Annotated in this window: 20 protein-coding genes, 1 pseudogene and 1 riboswitch; of the genes and pseudogenes, 12 read left to right on the top strand and 9 right to left on the bottom strand. The window is 69.6% G+C overall.

Features of this window, described 5'->3' with window-relative positions; translation table 11 throughout:
* Positions 1–194: 194 nt before the first annotated feature.
* Positions 195–956, top strand: a complete 762-nt coding sequence (locus tag FBT96_RS08060) for a siderophore-interacting protein (protein ID WP_136905797.1) — start codon at positions 195–197, stop codon at positions 954–956.
* A gap of 43 nt (positions 957–999) precedes the next feature.
* Here FBT96_RS08060 and FBT96_RS08055 read toward each other — a convergent pair whose 3' ends face one another.
* The gene (locus tag FBT96_RS08055) at positions 1,000–2,034 is read right to left on the bottom strand and encodes an aldo/keto reductase (RefSeq protein WP_136905796.1); all 1,035 of its coding nucleotides are present in this window, start codon (positions 2,032–2,034) and stop codon (positions 1,000–1,002) included.
* A 173-nt stretch (positions 2,035–2,207) separates the two neighbouring features.
* On the opposite strand from FBT96_RS08055, the gene FBT96_RS08050 reads away from it, so the two are divergent.
* The gene (locus tag FBT96_RS08050; protein WP_136905795.1) at positions 2,208–3,104 is read left to right on the top strand and encodes an AraC family transcriptional regulator; all 897 of its coding nucleotides are present in this window, start codon (positions 2,208–2,210) and stop codon (positions 3,102–3,104) included.
* 41 nt (positions 3,105–3,145) lie between these two features.
* On the opposite strand, the gene FBT96_RS08045 is transcribed toward FBT96_RS08050, so the two are convergent.
* Positions 3,146–3,493 (bottom strand): YigZ family protein, encoded by a 348-nt coding sequence (locus FBT96_RS08045; RefSeq protein ID WP_136905794.1) that lies wholly within the window; start codon positions 3,491–3,493, stop codon positions 3,146–3,148.
* Positions 3,494–3,561: 68 nt separating this feature from the next.
* Between FBT96_RS08045 and FBT96_RS21615 the strand changes: the two genes are divergently transcribed.
* The 7 genes and pseudogenes from FBT96_RS21615 to FBT96_RS21610 all read left to right on the top strand — a co-directional run.
* Positions 3,562–3,822, top strand: a complete 261-nt coding sequence (locus FBT96_RS21615) for a potassium-transporting ATPase subunit F (protein ID WP_136905793.1) — start codon at positions 3,562–3,564, stop codon at positions 3,820–3,822.
* A gap of 19 nt (positions 3,823–3,841) precedes the next feature.
* The gene (kdpA, locus tag FBT96_RS08035) at positions 3,842–5,551 is read left to right on the top strand and encodes a potassium-transporting ATPase subunit KdpA (protein WP_136905792.1); all 1,710 of its coding nucleotides are present in this window, start codon (positions 3,842–3,844) and stop codon (positions 5,549–5,551) included.
* Positions 5,552–5,561: 10 nt separating this feature from the next.
* A complete protein-coding gene (gene kdpB / locus FBT96_RS08030) occupies positions 5,562–7,610 on the top strand; it encodes a potassium-transporting ATPase subunit KdpB (protein WP_136905791.1) in 2,049 nt (682 codons plus the stop codon).
* A 10-nt stretch (positions 7,611–7,620) separates the two neighbouring features.
* On the top strand, positions 7,621–8,181 hold the full coding sequence (gene kdpC, locus FBT96_RS08025; RefSeq protein WP_136905790.1) for a potassium-transporting ATPase subunit KdpC: 561 nt from the start codon (positions 7,621–7,623) through the stop codon (positions 8,179–8,181).
* Positions 8,182–8,193: 12 nt separating this feature from the next.
* A complete protein-coding gene (locus FBT96_RS08020) occupies positions 8,194–10,908 on the top strand; it encodes a sensor histidine kinase (protein ID WP_136905789.1) in 2,715 nt (904 codons plus the stop codon).
* A gap of 2 nt (positions 10,909–10,910) precedes the next feature.
* Entirely contained in the window at positions 10,911–11,597 is a 687-nt protein-coding gene (locus FBT96_RS08015) for a response regulator (RefSeq protein ID WP_136905788.1), read from the top strand.
* Positions 11,598–12,212: 615 nt separating this feature from the next.
* A pseudogene (locus FBT96_RS21610) lies at positions 12,213–12,362 on the top strand (helix-turn-helix domain-containing protein); the annotation flags it as partial.
* Positions 12,363–12,518: 156 nt separating this feature from the next.
* Here FBT96_RS21610 and FBT96_RS21260 read toward each other — a convergent pair.
* From FBT96_RS21260 to hutW, 7 genes are all read right to left on the bottom strand, one after another.
* Positions 12,519–12,800: a hypothetical protein gene (locus FBT96_RS21260; RefSeq protein WP_249306386.1), complete on the bottom strand. Its 282-nt coding sequence runs from the start codon at positions 12,798–12,800 to the stop codon at positions 12,519–12,521.
* 253 nt (positions 12,801–13,053) lie between these two features.
* Positions 13,054–14,445, bottom strand: a complete 1,392-nt coding sequence (locus FBT96_RS08005) for an ABC transporter ATP-binding protein (RefSeq protein ID WP_136905786.1) — start codon at positions 14,443–14,445, stop codon at positions 13,054–13,056.
* Entirely contained in the window at positions 14,442–15,215 is a 774-nt protein-coding gene (locus FBT96_RS08000) for an ABC transporter permease subunit (RefSeq protein WP_136905785.1), read from the bottom strand. Before FBT96_RS08000 ends, FBT96_RS08005 begins: the two co-directional genes overlap by 4 nt.
* Complete coding sequence (locus FBT96_RS07995) at positions 15,212–16,171, bottom strand: ABC transporter permease (RefSeq protein ID WP_136905784.1); 960 nt, start codon at positions 16,169–16,171, stop codon at positions 15,212–15,214. The genes FBT96_RS08000 and FBT96_RS07995 overlap by 4 nt, the downstream gene beginning before the upstream one ends.
* Positions 16,168–17,670, bottom strand: a complete 1,503-nt coding sequence (locus tag FBT96_RS07990; RefSeq protein WP_136905783.1) for an ABC transporter substrate-binding protein — start codon at positions 17,668–17,670, stop codon at positions 16,168–16,170. The genes FBT96_RS07995 and FBT96_RS07990 overlap by 4 nt, the downstream gene beginning before the upstream one ends.
* A 316-nt stretch (positions 17,671–17,986) precedes the next feature.
* Positions 17,987–18,208, bottom strand: a riboswitch (cobalamin riboswitch).
* Between the two features lie 108 nt (positions 18,209–18,316).
* Positions 18,317–18,814 (bottom strand): heme utilization cystosolic carrier protein HutX, encoded by a 498-nt coding sequence (gene hutX, locus FBT96_RS07985; RefSeq protein WP_136905782.1) that lies wholly within the window; start codon positions 18,812–18,814, stop codon positions 18,317–18,319.
* Between the two features lie 11 nt (positions 18,815–18,825).
* Positions 18,826–20,220, bottom strand: a complete 1,395-nt coding sequence (gene hutW / locus FBT96_RS07980) for a heme anaerobic degradation radical SAM methyltransferase ChuW/HutW (protein WP_136905781.1) — start codon at positions 20,218–20,220, stop codon at positions 18,826–18,828.
* Positions 20,221–20,600: 380 nt separating this feature from the next.
* On the opposite strand from hutW, the gene FBT96_RS07975 reads away from it, so the two are divergent.
* From FBT96_RS07975 to FBT96_RS07965, 3 genes are all read left to right on the top strand, one after another.
* On the top strand, positions 20,601–20,924 hold the full coding sequence (locus FBT96_RS07975; RefSeq protein ID WP_136905780.1) for an antibiotic biosynthesis monooxygenase family protein: 324 nt from the start codon (positions 20,601–20,603) through the stop codon (positions 20,922–20,924).
* Positions 20,925–21,003: 79 nt separating this feature from the next.
* The gene (locus FBT96_RS07970; protein ID WP_136905779.1) at positions 21,004–21,351 is read left to right on the top strand and encodes a thiol-disulfide oxidoreductase DCC family protein; all 348 of its coding nucleotides are present in this window, start codon (positions 21,004–21,006) and stop codon (positions 21,349–21,351) included.
* 110 nt (positions 21,352–21,461) lie between these two features.
* Positions 21,462–21,661: FAD-dependent oxidoreductase (locus FBT96_RS07965; protein WP_136905778.1), on the top strand; the 200-nt coding region annotated here is incomplete at its 3' end.

Raw genomic sequence — 21,661 nt, 5'->3', positions numbered from 1 at the left:
TGTTCGGCGGCGCTGACATTGCCGTGATCTTGCGCGACGGCCCTTGCCGGGGGCGCTCTGGCCGGATCATCCTGCGCAAGATCCATCGTAAGCGTTAACGTCACTCAACGCACCGACACAGGCCGCCAACGGGCCCGTGTCTTGGTGCGTTTGGATCGGCGCATCCGAGGCCGGGCCGGACAGAGAGACCGAAGATGACCGACACCCCTGCCCCGCAGCTGCAGCGTTTCCGGCAAGAGCCGAAGCGGCGCATCCTGACCGTCCGCAGCGTCCGCCACCTGACCCCCGCGATGATCCGGGTGGTGCTGGGCGGCGAGGATCTGGCGGATTTTCAAAGCCTTGCGCCCGATGATCACGTCAAGCTCCTGCTTGGCCCCGAAACCGACGGGGCGCAGCCGCAGATGCGCGACTACACCCCCCGCCGCTTCGACGCCCTGCGCCGGGAACTGACGCTGGATTTCGTCGACCACCCCGGCGGACCGGCCGCCGACTGGGCGCGCGCGGCGCAGCCGGGCGACAGCGTCGGCATCGGCGGCCCGCGCGGTTCTGCCGTGATCACCGGCCCGATCACGCATTGGCTCCTGATCGGCGACGAGACCGCGCTGCCCGCGATCGGCCGCCGGATCGAGGAACTGGCGGCGGGAACGCCCGTCACAAGCCTTGTCGCGGTGCCCTCGGAAGCGGACCGGCAAGAATTTGAAACCGCGGCCCGGCATCAGGCGCTTTGGGTCACCCGCCCGGCCGCGCAGGCCGCAGACCCGGCGCCGCTGCTGGCGGCACTGGCCGGGATCGCCCCGGGCGCGGGCCTGTTCGCCTGGATCGCGGCCGAGGCGGGGGTGGCAAAAGCCCTGCGCGCGGCGCTGCTGGCCCGCGGCATGTCCCCCGCCTGGATCAAGGCGGCGGGCTATTGGGTGCAGGGGCAGGCCGACACCTCGGTCAAATCCCTCGCGGACTGACCGACGTCCCGGCCTGCGCGCCAGCGGCGGGCGGGCCGGGCGCTCAGCGCTTCGGCGCGGCGAAGGGGGCGCGGTATTGCGCCTGGCGCTCCAGCATCCAGCCCGGATATTCCGCGGCAAGCGCCGTCACCGCCTCAAGCGCCGCCAGATCCTCGGCCGAAAGCTGCACCCCGGTCGCGTTGATGTTGTCGGCCAGCTGATCGACCCGCTTCGCCCCCACGATCACCGAGGTCACCACCGGCTGATGCAGAAGCCAGGCCAGCGCCACCTGCGCCACGCTGCAGCCCTTGGCCGCGGCGATCTCGCGCGCCGCGGCAACCACCGCATCCCCCCGCGCCAGATCGACGGGCGGGAAGTTGAAGGCCGCCCGCCGCCCCTCGGTTGCCGTGCCGCCGCTGTATTTGCCCGACAGGAACCCGCCCGCCAGCGGGCTCCAGACCAGCAGCCCGAGGCCCTCGCTTTGCAGCATCGGCACGATCTCGCGTTCCAGATCGCGGCCGACGAGCGTGTAATAGGCCTGCAACGACAGGATCGGCGCCAGCTGCCGCGCCTCGGCAATGCCCACCGCCTTGACGATCTGCCAGGCCGCCCAGTTCGACAGCCCGATATGGCGCACATGCCCCTGCCGCACCAGCGTATCCAGCGCTTCAAGCGTTTCCGCGATCGGCGTCACCGGGTCGAAGCCGTGGATCTGGTAAAGGTCGATGTGCTCCATCTGCAGCCGGGCAAGGCTGGCCTTCGCCTGCGCCAGGATATGCGCCCGCGACGCGCCGCAGCCGTTCGGCCCCGCCCCCATCGGCCCCATCACCTTGGTCGCGATCACCAGATCGTCGCGGGCAAGGCCGAGGTTGCGGATCGACTGGCCCAGGATCCGCTCGCTCTCGCCGCCGGCATAGACATTCGCCGTGTCGATGAAATTGATCCCGGCGTCAAAGGCGGTCTGCACCAGCGCATCGGCCTCGGGCTGGCGCAGCTGGCCGATCTGGCCCCAGATCCCCTCCGAGCCGCCAAAGGTCATCGTGCCAAGGCAAAGCTCGGACACCAGAAGGCCGCTCGGGCCAAGGGGGCGATAGCGCATGATCTGTCCTTTCGATCGGAAAAGCCGGGGCGCGATGGGCTGCCCGGTCGCCGCAAAGATAGGCCCGCAAGGCCGCGGGGCGCGACGCCGATCCTCGCGAAGTCTTGCACGATCCTCTCATTCGGCACGATTGCGGGCTGCGCCGCGCCGCGATGACGGATAGCCTGCAGATCATGGACACAGACCGCCTTGCCCCCCTGAGAGACGCGATCACCCGCCTGTGGCAGGCGCATGGCCGCGAAACGCCCCTTGAGGGGCTGTATCTGACCTCGGTTTCGGCCCCGACCGGGCCGATTCATGCGGTTTACCGCCCCTCGCTGTGCGTCGTGGTGCAGGGCGCGAAGATCAGCATGCTGGGGGACCGCGCCTTTTGCTATGACGCGGGAAAATGCCTGATCGCCTCGATGGAGGTGCCGATCCGCGCCGAGATCACCGAGGCCAGCCCGGAACGCCCCTATCTCGCCCTCAGCCTTGGGCTCGATCCCGCGACGATTGCGGAACTGCTTTTGGAAACGGGCGAGACCGCCGCCCCGCCGACCAGCCCGGCGCTGGCGGTTCATGACCTCGGGGCGGAGCTTCTCGAGCCGCTGTGCCGGCTGCTGGGCCTGTGCGCGCGGCCGCACGACCTTGCGATCCTGTCACCGCTGATCCGGCGGGAAATCACCTGGCGGCTTCTGAACGGCCCGATGGCGCCGGGGCTGCGCCAGATCGGGCTTGCGGGCAGTCCTGCGGCGCGGCTCGGCCGCAGCATCGCGCAGATCCGGGCGCGGTTCGCCGAACCGCTCACCATCGCCGCGCTGGCCGAGGTCGCGGGCATGAGCCCCGCCACCTTTCATCGCCATTTCAAGGCGGTGACGGCCATGACCCCGGTGCAATACCAAAAGCAGCTGCGCCTGCAGGAGGCGCGGCGGCTGCTTTTGTCCGACGGCGCCGATGTCGCCCGGGTCGGCTATGCGATCGGCTATGAAAGCCCCTCGCAGTTCAGCCGCGACTATCGGCGCATGTTCGGCGCGCCCCCCGGCCGCGATGCGGTCGCGATCCGCAAGGGGCTGGTGCCGCAGACGCCCTGACCCCCGCAGCGCCGCGCCGTCCCGGGCGGACGATGGCGGCCTCAGGGCGCCTCAAGATAGATCCGCACCGCCTCCTGCACATGGCGGAAGCGGTCTCCGCCGAGAGGCTTGCCGCCATACCAGCGCGTCACGACGATGATGTGATCGCGCAGCCCCGCGCGTTCCAGCATGCGCAGGATCACCAGACCCGCCCCCGTCTCGCCATCGTCGGTCTTCAGCGCCCCCCCGGCGGTCAGGACGGCCCAGCTGTTGTGCGTCGCCCTGGCGAATTTCTTGTCCCGGCACAGCGCCTTGACGAAGGCTTTCGCCTCCGCCTCGGTCGCGCAGGGCCCGCCCGACACCGCATATTTCGAGCCGCGGTCGCTGATGATGTTGTCCAGGATACGCATCGGACAGGCATAGGGCGCGCCGACCCCGGCGGCAAGGCGAAGCCCCCCGGTTTCCTTGCACCTTCCTTATGCCGCGCGGGTGCTTTCGCTATCGATCCCTGATGCGCTCCGGCGCGATCTTCCGGGCACCTTTTCGATGCACCAGGGAGACCCTCGATGTCCGATATCCTTTTTGCCGGCCTTGGCCTCGGGCTGATCGCGCTGTTCGCGCTTTATGCCGTGCTGCTGGCGCGGGCCTGATCATGCTTGAAGCCGGTCTTGGCCTTGTCGTGGCGCTTCTGGTCGGCGCCTATCTGATCCTCACCCTGATCGCGCCCGAGAAATTCTGAGCGGGCACAGGAGATCCCCATGACACTTTTCGGATGGCTGCAGATCGCGGCCGTATTGCTGTGCACGCTGGCGACGGCGGTGCCACTCGGCCGCTACATGGCGCGCCTGTTCAGCGGTGAACGCACTTTTCTGCATCCGCTGCTGCACCCGGTCGAGCGCGGGCTTTACCGTCTCGCAGGCGTCACGCCCGAACGCGAACAGGGCTGGCTGGGCTATGCCTTTGCGATGCTGGCCTTCAGCGCGGCGGGGTTTGCCGCGCTCTACCTGATCTTGCGGGCGCAGGGGCTGATGCCCTTCAACCCCGGCCAGCTGCCCGGCCTGCCCGCGGATCTGGCCTTCAACACCGCCGCCAGCTTTCTGACCAACACCAACTGGCAGTCCTATGCGGGCGAAACCACGATGAGCCCGTTCAGCCAGATGGCCGGGCTTGCGGTGCAGAATTTCCTCTCGGCCGCCACCGGGATCGCGCTGGCCATGGCGGTGACGCGGGCTTTCGCGCGGGCGGGCACCGAAGCGCTGGGCAATTTCTGGGTCGACATGACCCGGGCGACGCTTTACGTGCTTTTGCCGCTGGCGATCCTTGTGGCGCTGGCGCTGGTGGCGCTCGGTGTGCCGCAGACGCTGACCGACGCGGTCGGGGCGACGACGCTCGAAGGCGCGTCGCAGAGCATCTCGATGGGGCCGATGGCCAGTCAGGAAGCGATCAAGCAGCTCGGCACCAATGGCGGCGGCTTCTTCAACGCCAATTCGGCGCATCCGCTGGAAAACCCCTCGGGGCTCTCGAACGGGCTGGTGATCTGGGCGATGCTGGCGATCTCGGCGGCGCTGCCGATCACCTTCGGCCGGATGGTCGGGTCAGAGCGGCAGGGCTGGGCGATCCTTGCCGCGATGGGGCTGTTGCTGATCGCGGCGACGGCGGTTGTCTATTGGGCCGAGACCACCGGCACCCCGCATATGACCGCGCTGGGGCTTGATCCGCTCGCGGGCAACATGGAGGGCAAGGAGGTCCGCTTCGGACAGGCGATGTCGGCCCTGTTCATCGCGGTGACCACCGGGCTTTCCTGCGGCGCGGTGAACACGATGCACGACAGCCTGACGCCGCTGGGCGGTCTGGTGCCGATGGTGCTGATGCAGCTGGGCGAGGTGCTGCCGGGCGGCGTCGGATCCGGGCTTTACGGCATGGTGGTGTTTTGCGTGCTCTCGGTCTTTGTCGCCGGTCTGATGGTCGGGCGCAGCCCCGAGTTTCTGGGCAAGAAGATCGAGGCGCGGGAAATCCGGCTGGCGGTTCTGGCGGTGCTGATCCTGCCGCTGGTGATCCTTGGCTTCACCTCGGCCTCGGCGCTGCTGCCCTCGGCGCTGGCCAGCCTGAACAATGCCGGCCCGCACGGGCTGAGCGAGCTGCTTTACGCCTATTCCTCGGCGGCGGGCAACAACGGTTCGGCTTTCGCCGGGCTCAATGCCAACACGCCCTGGTTCAACACCACCCTTGGCATCGCGATGATGCTGGGCCGTTTCGCCTATGTGCTGCCGGTACTGGCGATGGCCGGGGCGCTGGTGACCAAACCCCGTATCGCGGCTTCCGCGGGCACGTTTCCCACCACCTCGGCCCTGTTCGTCGGGCTGCTGGTGGGGGTGATCGTGATCCTCGGCGGGCTGCAATTCTTCCCCGCGCTCGCGCTTGGCCCGATCGTCGAGCAAGTGCTGATGCACGATCTCGTGACCTTCTGAGAGGCTTATCATGCTGCACTCCTCCAAACCCGCCGCCTTTGACCGCGCAGCTCTCGTCGAGGCCCTGATCGAGGCTTTCCGCAAGCTCGATCCGCGCAAGCTGATGCGCAACCCCGTGATCTTCGTCACCGAAATCGGCGCGTTTCTGGTCACCGCGCTCTGGCTGCGCGACCTCTGGCTGGGCAGCGGCGAGCCGTGGTTTTCCGGCCAGATCGCGGCCTGGCTCTGGTTTACCGTGCTGTTTGCCACCTTCGCCGAGGCCATCGCCGAGGGCCGCGGCAAGGCGCAGGCGGCGAGCCTGCGGCAGACCCGCTGCGATGTCCGCGCAAGGCGGTTGGTGATGCCCGACAGCCCGGAGCCGATCTGGGAAAACGTCTCCGCGCTCGATCTGGAGCCGGGCGATGTCGTTCTTGTCGCCGCGGGCGAGATCATCCCGCTTGACGGCGAGATCGTGGCCGGGGTGGCCGCGATCAACGAGGCGGCGATCACCGGCGAAAGCGCCCCGGTGATCCGCGAGGCGGGGGGCGACCGTTCCGCCGTCACCGGCGGCACCACGGTGCTGTCTGACGAAATCCGCATCCGCATCACCGCCGCCCCGGGCGAGACCTTCATCGACCGGATGATTGCGCTCGTCGAGGGGGCCGAGCGGCAACGCACGCCGAACGAACTGGCGCTCTCGGTGCTGCTCTCGGGCATGACCTTGATTTTCCTGATTGCGGTGGTGACGCTCTGGGGGCTTGCGGGCTATTCGGGCACGGCCGTTTCGGTGGTGGTGCTGGTGGCGCTTCTGGTGACGCTGATCCCCACCACGATCGGCGGTCTTCTGTCGGCCATCGGCATCGCCGGGATGGATCGGCTGATCCGCTTCAACGTCATCGCCACCTCGGGCCGCGCGGTCGAGGCGGCGGGCGATGTCGACACGCTTCTGCTCGACAAGACCGGCACGATCACCTTCGGCAACCGGATGGCGTCGGAATTCGTGCCGATGCCCGGGGTGTCCGAACGCGCATTGGCCGAGGCAGCGCTGCTGGCCAGCCGCGGCGACGAAACCCCCGAGGGGCGGTCCGTCGTGGCGCTTGCCCGCGCCGATTTCGGCCTGAGCGAGCCCGATCTGCCCGAAGCCGCGGTGCTGGTGCCCTTTGCCGCGCAGACCCGGCTTTCGGGGCTGGATCTGGGGGCCCGGCGGCTGCGCAAGGGCGCGGTCGATGCGGTGCTGCGCCATCTCGACCGGACGCCCGACACCGCGCCCGCCGAATTCCGCGCCGCGGTGGACCGCATCGCGCGCTCGGGCGGCACGCCGCTCGCCGTCGCCGATGATGGCCAGCTTCTGGGGGTGATCCACCTCAAGGACGTGATCAAACCCGGCATCCGGGCGCGGTTTGCCGAATTGCGCGCCATGGGCATCCGCACGGTGATGGTGACGGGCGACAACCCGGTGACCGCCGCTGCCATCGCTTCGGAAGCCGGGGTGGACGATTTCCTGGCCGAGGCCACGCCCGAGGACAAGCTGGGCTATATCCGCCGCGAACAGGCGGGCGGGCGGCTGATTGCGATGTGCGGCGACGGCACCAACGACGCGCCCGCGCTGGCACAGGCCGATGTGGGCGTGGCGATGCAGACCGGCACCCAGGCCGCGCGCGAAGCGGGCAACATGGTCGATCTGGACAGCAACCCGACGAAGCTGATCGAGATCGTCGGCATCGGCAAGCAACTGTTGATGACGCGCGGCGCGCTGACGACCTTTTCGATCTCGAACGACGTGGCGAAATATTTCGCCATCCTGCCCGCGCTGTTCGTGGCGACCTATCCGCAGATGCAGGCGCTGAACCTGATGCATCTGGGCTCGCCGCAATCGGCGATCCTTTCGGCGGTGATCTTCAACGCGCTGATCATCGTCGCGCTGATCCCGCTTGCCCTGCGCGGCGTGCGCTATCGCCCCGTCGCGGCGGCGGTGCTGTTGCGGCGCAACCTGGCGCTTTACGGGCTTGGCGGGCTGGTAATGCCTTTCGCGGGCATCAAGCTGATCGACCTTGCGCTGACCCATCTGAACCTTGCCTGAGGAGGCTTGCATGATCTCTCATCTTCGCCCCGCACTCGTCTTTGTCGGCGGCTTCACCCTGCTGCTCGGGCTCGCCTATCCGCTGTCGCTGACGGCGATTGCCACCACGCTGTTGCCGCATCAGGCGCAGGGCAGCCTGATCCGGGACGGCGAGCGCGTTCTGGGCTCGGAGCTGGTGGGCCAGAACTTCACCGCGCCGGGGTATTTCCACCCCCGCCCCTCGGCCACGGCGACGCCCTATGATGCCGCGGCCTCGGGTGGCTCGAACCTCGGGCCGTTGTCGCAAAAGCTGATCGACCGGATCCGGGCCGATGTCGCCGCCGCGGGGCTGGCGGCGCCGGTGCCCGCCGATGCGGTGACCACCTCGGCCTCGGGGCTTGATCCCGACATCTCGCCGCAAAACGCGCAGGCGCAGGTGGCGCGGGTGGCGGCGGCGCGGGGCATCCCCCCCGCGCGGGTGGCAGAGCTGGTGGAGCGGCAGACGCGGCAGCCGATCCTGGGCGTCTTTGGCGAGCCGCGCGTGAATGTGCTTGCGCTGAACCGTGCGCTTGACACACTGGCCGCGCAATGACCCGAGGACACGATGCCCGCCGGTGAGCCGGAAAAACGCCCCGATCCCGATGCGTTGCTGGCGCTGAGCCAGCGCGAGAGGTCCGGCCGTCTGAAGATCTTCCTTGGCGCGGCGCCGGGGGTGGGCAAGACCTGTGCGATGCTGCAGGAAGCCCACCGGCTGCGCGCCGAGGGGGGCGACGTGGTTCTGGGCCTGATCGAGACGCATGGCCGGGCCGAAACCGAGGCGCTGGCGGCGGGGCTTGAAACCCTGCCGCGGCGGCAGGTGGACTATCGCGGTCAGGTGCTGGAGGAATTCGACATCGACGCCGCGCTGGCCCGTCGTCCGGCGCTGCTGGTGGTGGACGAGCTGGCGCATACGAACGCGCCGCAAAGCCGGCATCCGAAGCGCTGGCAGGACATCCGCGAACTGCTGGATGCCGGGATCGACGTCTGGACGGCGCTGAACATCCAGCATCTGGAAAGCCTTGCCGATGTGGTGGCGCGGATCACCGGCGTCACCGTGCGCGAGACCGTGCCCGATGTCATGCTGCAAGAGGCGCAGGATGTGGTGCTGGTCGACATCCCGCCCGACGAGCTGATCGCGCGGCTGAAGGCGGGCAAGGTCTATCTGCCGCAGACCGCGCGCCGGGCGGTGGAGAAATTCTTCACCCCCGGCAATCTGACGGCGCTGCGCGAGCTGGCTTTGCGCCGCACCGCCGAGCGGGTCGATGACCAGATGACCGAGATCTTGCGGCAAAAGGCGATCGAGGGGCCCTGGGCCTCGGCCGAGCGGCTGTTGCTGTGCCTGTTTCCCGATGGCAGCGGCGATGCGCTGATCCGGCAGACGGCACGGCTGGCCTCGGCGCTCAATGCGGGCTGGATCGCACTGGTTCTGGCGCGGCCCGGCGATCCGGAGCAGGCCACCGCGGCGGACCGGCGCGCGACCGAGGCGATGCGGCTGGTCGAGACGCTGGGCGGTGAGGTCTTGCGGCTGACGAGCGCCGATTTCGCCGAGGACATCCTGCGCGTGGCGCGGCGCGAAAACGTCACCCAGATCCTGCTGGCGCCTCGGCCGCGCGGCCCGATCGCGCGGCTGCTGCGCCAAAGCCTGCCCGAGGCTCTGTCCGCGCGGGCCGGGGGGATCGCGGTGCATCTGCTGCCGCTGTCCGGCCCGCAGCCCGCGGCGGCGCGCAGGCGCCTTGACGCCCTGCGGCGGGGCCTGGCGGGGCCGGGACTGCCTGCCGATCTGGGCCTTGCGGTGCTGGCCACGACCGGGGTCATCGCGATCGGCCATGCCCTGGCCGCGGTGATGGAACTGCCGAACCTGTCGATGATCTTTCTGGCGGGCGTGCTGATCTGCGGCACGTTTCGCGGCACGCGGGCGGCGGTTCTGGCGGCGCTTCTGTCCTGTCTGGCCTATAACTTCTTCTTCATCGAGCCTTTGCACACGTTCAGCATCGCCCGGCCGCACGAATTCCTGGCGCTGGTGATCTTTCTGGTCGTCGCCAGCCTGACCGGATCGTGGACCGGGCGGATCCGCGCCCAGGCCCGGGCGGCGCTGGCGCAGACCCGGGGGGTCGAGGCGCAGGCGGCGTTTTCGCGCCAGCTGTCGGCCGCCTCTTCGGCCGAGGATGTCGCCTGGGCGATGGTGACGCAGGTGCATGGGGTGATGGGCGGCAAGGCGATCGTGCTGCTGGTCGAGGGCACCGAACTCCTGCCCTGCGCCGCCTGGCCCCCCGAGGAGATCGCCGATCCGGTCGAGATGACCGCCGCGCGCTGGGCGTTTGAAAAAGGCGAGACGGCGGGCTGGCGCACCGCGACGCTGCCGAACCTGCGGCTGCGCTTTCACCCGCTCGCCACGCCGCGCCATGTGGTGGCGGTGCTCGGCTACGAGCCGCCCGACCGCGACCAGCCGCTTCTGGCCGCCGACGAGGCGAAGCTGGCGGCGGCGGTGGAACAGGCGGCGGTGGCGCTGGACCGCGCGCTTTTGGTGCGCGAGGCGGTGAAGGCGGCGGCGATGCAGGAAAACGAAAACATCCGCGATGCGCTTCTGGCCTCGCTCGGCCATGATCTGCGCACGCCGCTCGCCGCGATCACCGGCGCGGTGACGACGCTGCAACGGGACGAAACCGACCTGCGCGACGATCAGCGCGACGATCTGCTCGACACGATCGGGCAGGAAGCCGCGCGGCTGAACCGCTTCGTGGCCAATCTGCTGGAGATGAGCCGGATCGATCAGGGCGTGGTCAAGGTCCGCCGCGACTGGGTCGATGTCGGCGATGCGATCCGGCTGGCGGTTGATCGGGCGCGCAAGACCCATCCGGGGCGGCAGACCCGGGTCAGCCTGGCCCCCGATCTGGGCTTCGTGCGCGGCGATCAGGAATTGCTGGCGCAGGTGGTGTTCAACCTGCTGGATAACGCGCATAAATACGGCGAGAGCGAGGTCAGCGTGCATGCGCGCAACGAGGGCGATGCGGTGGTGATCAGCGTGACCGACGACGGCGCCGGGGTGAAACCGGCCGATCTGGAGCGGATCTTTGAAAAGTTCTTCCGCGCGGGCGGCACGGATCGAAGGAAACCCGGCACCGGGCTCGGGCTGGCGATCTGCCGCGGGCTCGTGCGGGCGATGGGCGGCACGATCAAGGCCGAAAGCCCCGCGATCCGCCGCCGCGGCACCCGGCTGATCGTGCGGCTGCCGCTGGCCGAATTGCCCGCAGACCTGACCAGAGACGAGGAGGCCCGATGAGGATGCGCCGTTTGCTTGTCGTCGATGACGATGACCAGATCCAGACCATGCTGCGGATCGCGCTGGAATCGGCGGGCTACGAGATCGTCGCCGCGATGACCGGACAGGAGGCGATCCGGCTGGCCGCCAGCATCGCGCCCGAGGCGATCTTGCTCGATCTGGGCCTGCCCGACCGCGACGGCAAAGAGGTCTTGCGGGCGGTGCGGGCCTTCAGCGCGGTGCCGGTGATCGTGCTTTCGGCCCGCGACCGCGAGGCGGAAAAGGTCGAGGCGCTGGATCTGGGCGCCGATGACTATCTGGAAAAACCCTTCGGCATCGGGGAGTTGCAGGCCCGATTGCGCGCCGCCGCCCGGCATGCGACGCACGCGCGGGGCGAGACGACGCAGCTTGTGCTGGGCGCGCTGCGCGTCGATCTCGACAAGCGGCTGGTGCAAAAGGAGGGCCAGCCGGTGCGATTGACGCCGAAGGAATTCGACCTGCTCTCGGTTCTGGTCCGCAATCTGGGCCGCGTCGTCACGCATCGGCAGATCCTGACCGCCGTCTGGGGCCCCGCGCATCACGACGACACGCAATATCTGCGCGTCTTCATCGGCCAGCTGCGCGCCAAGATCGAACCCGACCCCGCCGCGCCCGCGCTGATCCTGACCGAGCCGGGCGTCGGCTACCGGCTCGCGGAAGGCCCGGTCTGAAGGGCCATGCGGGGCCAGCCAATGCCGCCGCGGGCCGACTTGCGCGCCCCCATCGGTCATGATCTGCGGGCCCGCGCATTGCCCGGGCCCCCGGCACGGATGGGTTTCGTGACCCCGGAAGCGCCACAGGCAAGCGTCTTTCAGATCTGCCGGGACATCTGGAGAAACGGGGACGGGATTCCTGCCCGCGATGACAAGCCGGACACGGGGGATCAGCCGCCGGCGCCGGTCAGATGGCGGTCCTTCGCAGAGATCTGCGGCGTGTTCCGGGAAGCCGGGGGCAAAGCCTGCGCGACAGGGTTTCCACCGCGCACGATCCGCGGGGCATGCGGTTTTGCAACGACGTGTCGGACCAGATCCGGCTGTCGGAGCGGATGGAGACAGACCCGCAGAACGCCCGCCCGCTGGTGCGGGCGCTTCACATCCCCGCCGGAATGCCGATCTGGGCGACTTTCGTGGCCGAACACCGGTTTTCCCATCTTGACCTGCCCCTGCGCCGGTCCTGGTTGACGGCGCGGCTTGCGCAGCGGCCGGGGGGCTCGACCTGCCGCAGACCCCAGGACCCGAGACCCGAGACCCGAGACCAGCCATGCCCACGGCCTGCCCCCCGAGCAGATGCGGCGGTTGCACAGGCTGGCCGAAGCGGTGGGTCTTTCGCCCAGCCGGTTTTCGCAGGCCTTCAAGAAGACCACCGGCAAGACGCCGCTGCAATGGCAGCAGGAACGGCGGATCGATCCGGTGAAACGGGCGCTTCTGTCGTCAAAGATGATGATCGCCGATGTCTCGATGCAGGTCGGCTTCGCCGATCAGGCGCATCTGACGCGGGGGGGCGCCGCCACGAGGGCACGACGCCTTCGGCCTGGCTGCGCGCCCGGTGCAGCCGCTGACCCCGGCCACCGCCCGACGGCCGGGGCCTTCGGATCACCAGGTCTTGCGCAGCGGCAGCGCAAGCGCGCGGCCCGGGGTGTCGTCGTCGGCCGTGCCGGACCCCACCACATGCTGGCCGTCCAGCAGGTTGCGGACATGCAGCTCCAGCGCCGCCGTTTCCGACAGCCCATGGCCGAGCGCGGCATCAAGCCGCGTCGCCGCCTTGCTTTTGCGGCTGTTTTGCGCGTCGAAAGAATAGCTGCCGAGATGGCGCGGCCCAGACCCGGCGTCACATCCCCGCGCGCGCCGCTGCCCGCCAGCGTGGACTTGCCCCAAAGCGCGGCGCCTTGCCCGCAATCGAGGCGTGCTTGCGCAGGGTGCCCGTCACCACGTCGGTGGCCGTGCAGGAACAGGAGCCGATCAGCGTCAACGCCGAGGTCAGCTCGGTCTTCGCCCCCAGATCGAAGCCGCGCCCCCGGGTCTTGCCGATCTTCTCGCGCTCGATCGCGCCGCAGCGATCCTGTCGGGGCTGCGGCAGCGGGTCTTTCCGGCGGCGGTCGCGCGGCGCGAGCCCTTGCGGGCGGCGGTGTCAGGCAGGCTCGAGCCGGATCACCCGGTCGCTGATCGCGTCAAGCAGCGCGCGGTCATGGCTGACGATCACCATCGCCATGCCGCGTTCTCGGGCGACCTCGACCATCAGCCGGATCGTCAGCGCCTGCGTCACCGGATCAAGCCGCGAAGTGGGCTCGTCGGCAAACAGGAACCGCGGCTCCAGCAGCAGCGCCCGCAGCAGCGCGATGCGCTGCAATTCGCCGCCTGAAACCGCCGCAGGCCGCCGCGCCAGCAGATCGGGCGCCAGGTTCAGCCGGTCGAGCAGCGGCGCCACGCGGTCCCGGTCGATCCGGTGCAGCCTCAGCAGATCGTCCAGCCCCTGCCCCAGCGTGAGCCGCGCCGGAAAGGCGGCGGGCGGATCCTGCCACAGCTTTTGCAGCCCCAGTTTCGGCACCTCAGGATCGCGCCAAAGCCAGCCCCGATGTGGCACGAGCCCCAAAAGCGCATTGCCCAGGCTGGACTTGCCACAGCCCGACGGCCCCGCCACGCCAAGGATCCGGCCCGGCGCCAGGGTGAAATCGAGCGGCGCAAACAACCTGCGCCCGTCGCGTTCCACGCTGAAACCTTCCGCGCACAGAACCGGCGTCGTCGCCCCGGTGCCGGACGGGGCCGGACGCGGCCATCGCGCCGGATCGGCGGCGATCAGCGCCCGCGTGTAGGGATGTTGCGGCGCCGCCAGCAGCTGCGCCGCCGGGCCGCGTTCAACGACGGTGCCGCCCTGCATCACCAGGATCTCGCCGCCCAGACCCGCCGCCAACGCAAGATCATGGGTGATGGTCAAAAGCCCCCCGCCCTGCTCCAGCCCGCGCCGCAACAGCGCCAGCACGTCATCGCGCCGGTCGCTGTCGAGCCCCTTCGTCGGCTCGTCCGCCACGGTGATCGGCGCCCCCCCGGCCCGGGCGGCGGCAAAGGCGAGCCGCTGCGCCATGCCCCCCGAAAGCTGCCAGGGGTATTTCTGCCCCGCCCCCGCCAGGCCAAGCGCGGCCAGATCCTGGTGCGCCAGCCGGTCCGGCGCCGCGGCCCCCGCCACAAGGCCATGCACTTCGGCCACCTGCGGCGCGGCCCGCATCAGCGGATCCAGCGCCAGCCAGGGTTCTTGCGGCAAGACCGCGATCTGCCGCCCCCAGAGCGCCCGGCTGCCCTGCGGCCGCGCCGGATCCAGCCGGGTTTCCCCCAAAGTCAGCGCGCCCGCCGCCGCCAATCCGCGCGGCAAGGTGCCGAGGATCGCCTGCGCGAGCAGGCTCTTGCCCGAGCCGCTTTCGCCCAGCACCGTCACCGCCCGCCCGGCGGGCAGCGTCAGCGACACCGGGTCGAGAAGCCGCTCGCCCCCCGCCATGACGGTGATATCCTTGGCCTGCAACAGGGTCATTCGCGGTCTCCGGCAATCAGGTTCAGGGACAGAAGAAGGGCAAAACAGGCCGCGACGGGTTGCAGCAGGGCCAGCGGCGCCTCGCGCCAGCTGGGCAACAACTCGACCATCATCAGCCCCAGTTCGGGCGTGGGCGCGCGCATGCCGACGCTGACAAAGCCCAGCGCGGCGATGGCGGCAACGGCATTGGCCACGCCAAAGGCCGCGGCGGTGCGCAGCATCGGGCCGATCTCGGGCCAGAGGATGCGGCGAAACACCCAGACCGGGCCGAAGCCCTGCAGCCGCGCCGCCTCGACCGCGGGGCTGGCCAGAGTGCTGCGCGCGACCGACCGGGTCAGCCGGAAGAACTCGATCCATTGCACCGCGGCAAGGCCCGCCCAGAAGGCCAGCGGCGTCGAGGGCAGGATCACCCCCATCATCAGCACCAGCAAAAGCGCGGGCAGCGCCAGCAGGCTGTCGGCCAGAAGCGACAGCCCCCGGTCCAGCCAGCCGCCGCGCCAGCTGGCCAGCGCGCCAAGGCCGATGCCGATCGCCGCCGCCGTCGCCGTGGCGGCCAGCGCGATCAGCAGCGACAGCCGCAGCGCATGGGCAAGCCGCGCCAGCATCGAGCGCCCCAGATGATCATAGCCCAGCCACGCCCCGGCATCGGGACCGGCGAGCGTCTTGGTCAGCGCCTGTTTGAACGGCCCTGCCGGATCGACGAGCGGGCCGAGCAGCGCCAGCGCCAGGATCGCGGCCAGAAGGCCGAAGCCAAGATGTCTTGCCGTCATGCCCGGCCCTCCGGTTGCGCGATCTGGCGCGGGTCGATCCGGCGCAGGGCCATGTCGATCACCGCATTGACGCAGACGAAGCCAAGCCCCATCACCAACGCCGTTCCCTGCACCATCGGCACGTCGCGGTGAAACACCGCATGGATCAGCGCATGGCCGATGCCGGGCCAGCCGAAAATGGTCTCGACGACCACGACGCCCTCGGCCAGGGTGACGAATTGCAGGCCCAGATAGGTCAGCAGGGGCGCCGCGATGTTGCGCAGCCCGTGACGGCGCAACGCCTGCCGCTCGCTCAGCCCCTTGGTGCGGGCAAAGGCCTGCGCGGGGCTGGCGGCAAAGGCCGCCATCGCATCGCGGGCAATCCGCGCCGAAGCTGCGGCCAGCCCAAGCGCCAGGGTGGCGGCGGGCAGCACGAATTGCGCCGGATCGCCATGGCCCGCGGCGGGCAAAAGCCCCAGCTGCACCGCAAAGACCACGATCAGCACCAGGCCGAGCAGGAACTGCGGCACCGCGCGCAGCGCCGCGGCCACGACCAGCAGCCCCCGGTCGAACCGGCCCCCGGCCCGCAGCCCGGCCAGAATGCCCAGCGGCGGCCCGATCAGCAGCGACAGCGCCAGCGCCGCCACCGCCAGGTGCAGGCTTGCGCCCAGCTGATGCGTGATCTCCTGCCAGACCGGCAGGCCCGACACCAGCGAGCGCCCCAGATCAAGCCGCGCCAGATCCGCCATCCACTGCCCGAACAGCACCAGCGGCCCGGCGTCGAGGGTCAGTTCCTGCCGCACCGTCTCGGCCAGATCGGCCGAGGCGAGATCATATCCATAGCGCGCCGCGGCGATGCGGAAGGCCATGTCCCCGGGCATCGCCTGCATCATCAGAAACGACAGGATGCCGACGACAAGGGCCACGCCCGCCGCCTGCGCCAGACGCAGCGCAAGGCTGTGCAGCACGACGGTCATTGCACGATCTCCGCCGATTTGAGCCCGAAGGTCCGCTCATAGGGATCGATGACGATGCCCTTGAGCCGGGTCGAAACCGCCGCCGTCTGCTGATACCAGGCGATCGGCAGCACCGGCAGCTCGGCCTGAAGCGTCGCGGAGAGCGCGGCTTTTTCGGCGGGCGTGCCGCCCTCGGCGGCGATCTTGCGCACGGCGGCGGTGAAGGCCGGATCGGCCCAGCCCATCGCCCCCCAATCGCCCGTCGGCGCGTAATCCTGCATCAATGTGCCGACCGGATCGGGCACCAGCGCGAAATTGCGCGCAAAGAGCGCCATCTGCAGCGTTCCCGCCGCATGTTTCGCCGGGATCTCCGAGGAGTTCGTGGAATTGATCGTCACCGCGATCCCCACCTCGCGCAGCATCTGTTCCAGCACCGCCGCCGTCAGCGGCAGTTCCGGCCGGTCGGGATAGGTCAGAAGCTCCACCGCAAAGGGCTGGCCGTCCTGTTGCAAGATGCCATCCGGCCCCGGCCGCCATCCCGCCGCGGCAAAGGCGGCCTTCGCGGCCTCGGGGTCGTAATCCAGCGGCGGCAAGGCCGGGTCATGCCAGGCGCCCATCGCGGGCGGAAACATCTGCGTCGCCGCCGCCGGATAGCGCAGCACCGCCTGCGCCAGCCCGGCCCGGTCGATCGCCAGCGACAGCGCCCGGCGTTCCGCGACCGTGTCGAAGAAGGGCGATCCGGCGTTGAGTTTCAAAAGCAGCACCCGCGGCAGCGAGACGGAGTGCACGGTGACGGTCCCGACCGAAGCCAGCCGCGTGACCGAGGCGGGATCCAGGCTCACCACCAGGCCCGCATCGCCCGATTCCGCCATCAGGGCCCGCGTTTCGGACCGGCTGACGCCCGCGTAATGGATCGCGTCAAGCTTGGCAGGCGAGCCCCAATAGCCGTCAAAACGCACGGCTTCCAACGTCAGCGGCGGTTCAAGTTTCGTCACCCGGAACGCCCCGGTGCCGATCAGCGCGGTCACCGTGCCATCGGCGGCATAGGCCGAAGGCGCCAGAATCCCGGTGCGATATTCGGCCAGAAACGCGGGCAAGGCGGCGAAGGGGCTTGCCAGCGTGATCGCAACCTCCTCGCCCTCGGCGGTAATCGCGGTGACCGGGGCCTTGGCGAGGATGCCTTCCTTTTTCAGCGACCAGGTCAACGCCCGCGCGGCAGCCTCGGCGGTCAGCGCGCTGCCGTCATGGAACTGCACCCCCGGACGGATATGGAACCGCCAGCGCAGCTTGTCTTCCGACACCGACCAGCGGTCCGCAAGCCCGGGCGAAAGCGCCCCCGTCGCATCGCTGTTCACCAGCGTTTCCATCACGTCGAGCTTGAGGAAAATGTCCCCCGACAGCAGCGGATCGGCGGCCTTGATCTCGAAGGGCGCGGCGATGTCGAGCGTCGCGGGATCGGCCAGGACCGGCACGGGGGACAGCGCCGCGAGCAGCGCGGCAAGCGAAAGGCGGGGAAGCATGGGGGTCTCCGGATCGTTATGTAATTACGTAATATTTGCCAGCCCTGCAGCCTGCAAGGGAGGGGCGGCTTGCGCCGCCCGGAGGCGGGCCGGTCAGCGCCGGGCGATGACGGTCGGGAAGGGCCGGTCAGCCGGGCGGCGGCGGCAACCGCACACGGCCTGTCTGGCGGCAAGGGTCCTGCAAGATCATGTGTCGTTCCTCTCTGGGCCGCGCCGGGCGGCGTTCCGAAAGGACGGACGGGATGAGGCACGCGGCAGACCGCAGGCCTGCCCCGAGCCAGACGCGCACCCCGGCGTCCGGACTGGCGCGCGGATCGCTCCGCACGCATCACAGGCAGGTCTCCTGGCTCGCGGGTCTTGGCTCTGCCGGCCTTCCCGGACCGCGGCGGCCCAGTGGCATTTTCGGCATCGCTCTCCGCTCACAGTTGCGGGGGCAGCCACGGATTTGGCGCCTGATGGCTACACCGCACCGTATTCCCTCTTTCCCCCCCTTTCTGCGTGACGCAGCCTGCGGGGGACCGATGACGCCCCTGATGGGCCACAATCGGCAAGGAATGTCAATCGCTTGCAACGCCGTTTCCGGCACGGTGCCGGTCGCGAGGGCGGGGCGGCAAAAGGGGACTGCCGCCCGATCCGGGCGACGCGCTCATGTGGCGGTGCCGATCAGCCGGGCCTCCAGCGCGTCGAACGCGGCGATCTGCGCGGGCAGCATCCGCCGCGCGGCGTCGCGACCCAGATAGACCTTGAACAGGCAGCCGCCCGTCGTGTCGTAAAACTGCACCGAGCGGGTTTCGGTGCCGAAAAGCTTGCGCCGGACAAAGGCGACACGGGCGCAGGCCGCGATCTCCAGATGGCCGCCGATCGGCTTGCCCTTGAAATTGTACATCCCCTGCGCCACCGAGCCGCCCTGCAGCGGCGCCTTGGCCTCAAGGATCACCGGGCCGGTGTTCACGACCAGCGTGACTTCGCCCCAGCCCGCCATCGCGTCGAGCACCTCGACCATGAGACGGCCCGGAAAGCTGCGCACCTCGCCCGCGGGCAGGGCCTGAAGCACGTCAAGCGGGGTCGTGCCCGCGGCCTTCGCGATGTCTTCAAGCGCCGCATGGGGCGTGGCGGCAAGGGCCTCGGCAAGGGTGGGGGTCATCTGCGTCTCCGTCAGCTGTGGGAAAGATCGGGGTGTTCGGCCATCCAGCCCAAAAGCCGGGTGGTCATCGGCACTTGCCAGAACCGCCCGGCAAGGGTCAGGCGGTGAAAGCGGTGATGCGGCGCCCAAAGCCCCGCCGTGCGCCATTGCGCCAGAAGCGGGGCGAAATGCTCGGACAAGCCGCGCTTGGGCCGGGGCACCAGCGCGGCAAAGGCGGCCTCGGCGCGGGCAAGATCCAGCAGGCCGCGCTCCATCCCCGCCTTGATCGCATGGGCGACCGGGGCCGAGGGCGCCTGCCGCATCATCCCCGCCACAAGGCCGACGCCCGCCCCCGCCTGACGGGCATACCGCGCCAGATCCGGGGTCAGCCGGAAGCTGAGATCGCCCAGGCCCCCCCCTGCCCCGGCCCCGAAGGCCAGACAATCGGCCCCGGCCTTGACGGCCAGATTGTAGACCGAGCGCTCGCGCAGGCTGCCCTGCCAATGCGACGTGGAAATCGGGGTCCAGCCGATTTCCGCGGCCGCCGCCTCGCCCGCCGCGAAGAAATGCCCCAGCCGGTCGGGCCCGGCCACCTGGGTCTTGCCCTTGCCAAGCGCGGTCAGAAGCGGCGTGCCGGGGATCAGGGTCAGCGCGTAAAGATCCAGCCCGTCAAGGCCGATCTCGCCGCACAGCCGGACATCGGCCGCGACGGCCTCGGGGGTCTGGCCGGGCAAGCCGTAGATCAGATCGACGATCACCGCGCCGCGATCGAGCGCGACAAGATCGCTCAGCGCGGCGACGATCTCCTGCCGCCCCGCCTTGCGCCCGAGCGGCTTGCGGATCGCATCGGCAAAGCTTTGCACGCCAAGGGAAATCCGCGTCACCCCCGCATCAAGGGCAGCCCGGGCCTTGTCCGCGCCAAAGGAATGGATGCGCCCTTCGAGGGTGATCTCGCAATCCGGCGTCAGCGGCAGGTGGCGGCGGATCGCCCGCACGAGCCGGACGATATCGGCGGCCGAAAGCGCGGTGGGCGTGCCGCCGCCCAGATAGACCGCCTGCAGCGGCGGGCCGTCATGGGCCGGGGTGCGGGCAAAGGCCGCCATCTGCGCGATCAGCGCATCGACATAGGATCCGGCCGCGTCAGCCCGCCAGGGGTTCTGATAGAAGCCGCAGAAAAGACAGTGATTTTCGCAAAACGGGATATGGACATAGGCGACCGCGCGCCGGTGGCGCGGGCGGCCGAGCAGGCTTTGCCATTCGGTCTCCACCTGCTCGGGCGGCACCGGCTGCATCGCCGCGCCGGGATGGGCGCCGCCCTTGCGCGGAAAGGCGCAGGCAAGCGGATCGGGGCCGAGCGTGGCGAAATACTGCGCCACGGGGGCGGGTTCGGCAACGGCAGGCGCTTGCGAGATCAGGGCATCACGCATGATCGGTCCTTCCTGTGAAGACTGACGACCTGGCGCGATGCTGGGCGGGGCTCCGCAAGAGCGGACCCGGTCCAGACATACGTATCAGAGTATTATTGTCAAGATTTCACATGCCGTGCCCCCCCGCCCTGCCCCCCGCCTTGCCCCCCCACCTTGCCCCCGCACGGAGTTTGCGGATCGCGGCGGCAAGAGGCGCGGCAAGGGACCGGGCGCCTCGGCCATCGGGCAAGGCGCGGTGGCGCCGCCGGAAAGGCCGCCAGCCGGTTCCGATTTGTGTGCCGGGAATGTATTTTTGCTTGCCCGGCCCGCCGCCGCCCCTAAGATCCGCGCAGCCAGCCCTCCCGGCCAGCCGTTTCCGCTGCGACCTGAAAGGATGTTCGATGTTCCTTGCGATGAACCGCTTCACCGTCCCGCTTGAAAATGCCGCCGAATTCGAGGCGCTCTGGCTTGGACGCGACTCGCGGCTGCACGAGCTGCCGGGCTTTGTCGAGTTCAGCATGCTGCGCGGTCCCGAGGCCGAGGATGGCACCCGGCTTTACGCCTCGCATACGGTCTGGGAGAGCGAGGCCGATTTCCGCGCTTGGACGACGTCGCAGCAGTTCCGCGAGGCCCATGCCCGCGCGGGCGACAGCCGCAAGCTGCATGCGGGCGCACCGCGGTTCGAGGGGTTCACCGCGATCCAGGTCAAGACCCGGCAGGGCTGAGGGCCGGGACACAGGGCTTGACCGCCGCAAGGTCCGGCCCATATCGCAGCTTGTCCCCTGCGGCAAAGCGAGGTCCGGCATGACAGCCCCCCTGACGGTCTGGTTCGACAGCGGCTGCCCGCTCTGCCAACGCGAGATCGCGCTGATGCGACGGCTTGACCGGCGCGGGGCGATCCGCTTCGTCGATCTGCGCGCCCCCGAAACCGCCTGCCCGATCGACCGCGCCGAGCTGCTCGCCCGCTTTCATGCGGAAGAAAACGGCCGGCTGCTCTCGGGCGCGGCGGCTTTCGCGGCGATGTGGCGGGCGATTCCGCTGTTGCGCCCGCTCGGATTTCTGGCCGGTTGGCCGCCCCTCGCCCCGGCCTTCGAGGCGGCCTATCGCCGCTTCCTGCGCCTGCGCCCCCGCCTGCAACGGCTGTTCCGGTAACGCCCGCTTGCCCGCGGGCCATGCCGCGGCGGAGCTGCCGTTCTTCCTTGCCGGCCGGGGCTTGCCGATGGATGCTGGCGCGACGATCCGGCAAGGATGGGAAAACAGCCATGACGGTGACGAAGAACGGCGATGTTTCCTTCTGGTTCGCGGATATGGGCGGTCTTCCGCCCTGCCGCGCGCCCCTGCCCGGGGATATCGACGTTGACGTTTGCATCGTCGGCGCGGGCTTCACCGGGCTTTGGACCGCCTATTACCTGAAGCAGGCGCAGCCCGGGCTGTCGATTGCGGTGGTGGAAAAGGACTTTGC

The organism is Rhodobacter capsulatus, assembly GCF_005144475.1.
Taxonomy (GTDB): Bacteria; Pseudomonadota; Alphaproteobacteria; order Rhodobacterales; family Rhodobacteraceae; genus Rhodobacter; species Rhodobacter capsulatus_C.
Note: the sequence above shows the minus strand (reverse complement) of the source record. Positions and strands in the feature narration are given on the sequence as shown.

Excerpts from the sequence above, each read along its gene's own strand:
- FBT96_RS08060 (WP_136905797.1), top strand. The coding sequence starts at position 195 with ATGACCGACACCCCTGCCCCGCAGCTGCAGCGTTTCCGGCAAGAGCCG.
- FBT96_RS08055 (WP_136905796.1), bottom strand. The coding sequence starts at position 2,034 with ATGCGCTATCGCCCCCTTGGCCCGAGCGGCCTTCTGGTGTCCGAGCTT.
- FBT96_RS08050 (WP_136905795.1), top strand. The coding sequence starts at position 2,208 with ATGGACACAGACCGCCTTGCCCCCCTGAGAGACGCGATCACCCGCCTG.
- FBT96_RS08045 (WP_136905794.1), bottom strand. The coding sequence starts at position 3,493 with ATGCGTATCCTGGACAACATCATCAGCGACCGCGGCTCGAAATATGCG.
- FBT96_RS21615 (WP_136905793.1), top strand. The coding sequence starts at position 3,562 with ATGCCGCGCGGGTGCTTTCGCTATCGATCCCTGATGCGCTCCGGCGCG.
- kdpA (WP_136905792.1), top strand. The coding sequence starts at position 3,842 with ATGACACTTTTCGGATGGCTGCAGATCGCGGCCGTATTGCTGTGCACG.
- kdpB (WP_136905791.1), top strand. The coding sequence starts at position 5,562 with ATGCTGCACTCCTCCAAACCCGCCGCCTTTGACCGCGCAGCTCTCGTC.
- kdpC (WP_136905790.1), top strand. The coding sequence starts at position 7,621 with ATGATCTCTCATCTTCGCCCCGCACTCGTCTTTGTCGGCGGCTTCACC.
- FBT96_RS08020 (WP_136905789.1), top strand. The coding sequence starts at position 8,194 with ATGCCCGCCGGTGAGCCGGAAAAACGCCCCGATCCCGATGCGTTGCTG.
- FBT96_RS08015 (WP_136905788.1), top strand. The coding sequence starts at position 10,911 with ATGCGCCGTTTGCTTGTCGTCGATGACGATGACCAGATCCAGACCATG.
- FBT96_RS08005 (WP_136905786.1), bottom strand. The coding sequence starts at position 14,445 with ATGACCCTGTTGCAGGCCAAGGATATCACCGTCATGGCGGGGGGCGAG.
- FBT96_RS08000 (WP_136905785.1), bottom strand. The coding sequence starts at position 15,215 with ATGACGGCAAGACATCTTGGCTTCGGCCTTCTGGCCGCGATCCTGGCG.
- FBT96_RS07995 (WP_136905784.1), bottom strand. The coding sequence starts at position 16,171 with ATGACCGTCGTGCTGCACAGCCTTGCGCTGCGTCTGGCGCAGGCGGCG.
- FBT96_RS07990 (WP_136905783.1), bottom strand. The coding sequence starts at position 17,670 with ATGCTTCCCCGCCTTTCGCTTGCCGCGCTGCTCGCGGCGCTGTCCCCC.
- hutX (WP_136905782.1), bottom strand. The coding sequence starts at position 18,814 with ATGACCCCCACCCTTGCCGAGGCCCTTGCCGCCACGCCCCATGCGGCG.
- hutW (WP_136905781.1), bottom strand. The coding sequence starts at position 20,220 with ATGCGTGATGCCCTGATCTCGCAAGCGCCTGCCGTTGCCGAACCCGCC.
- FBT96_RS07975 (WP_136905780.1), top strand. The coding sequence starts at position 20,601 with ATGTTCCTTGCGATGAACCGCTTCACCGTCCCGCTTGAAAATGCCGCC.
- FBT96_RS07970 (WP_136905779.1), top strand. The coding sequence starts at position 21,004 with ATGACAGCCCCCCTGACGGTCTGGTTCGACAGCGGCTGCCCGCTCTGC.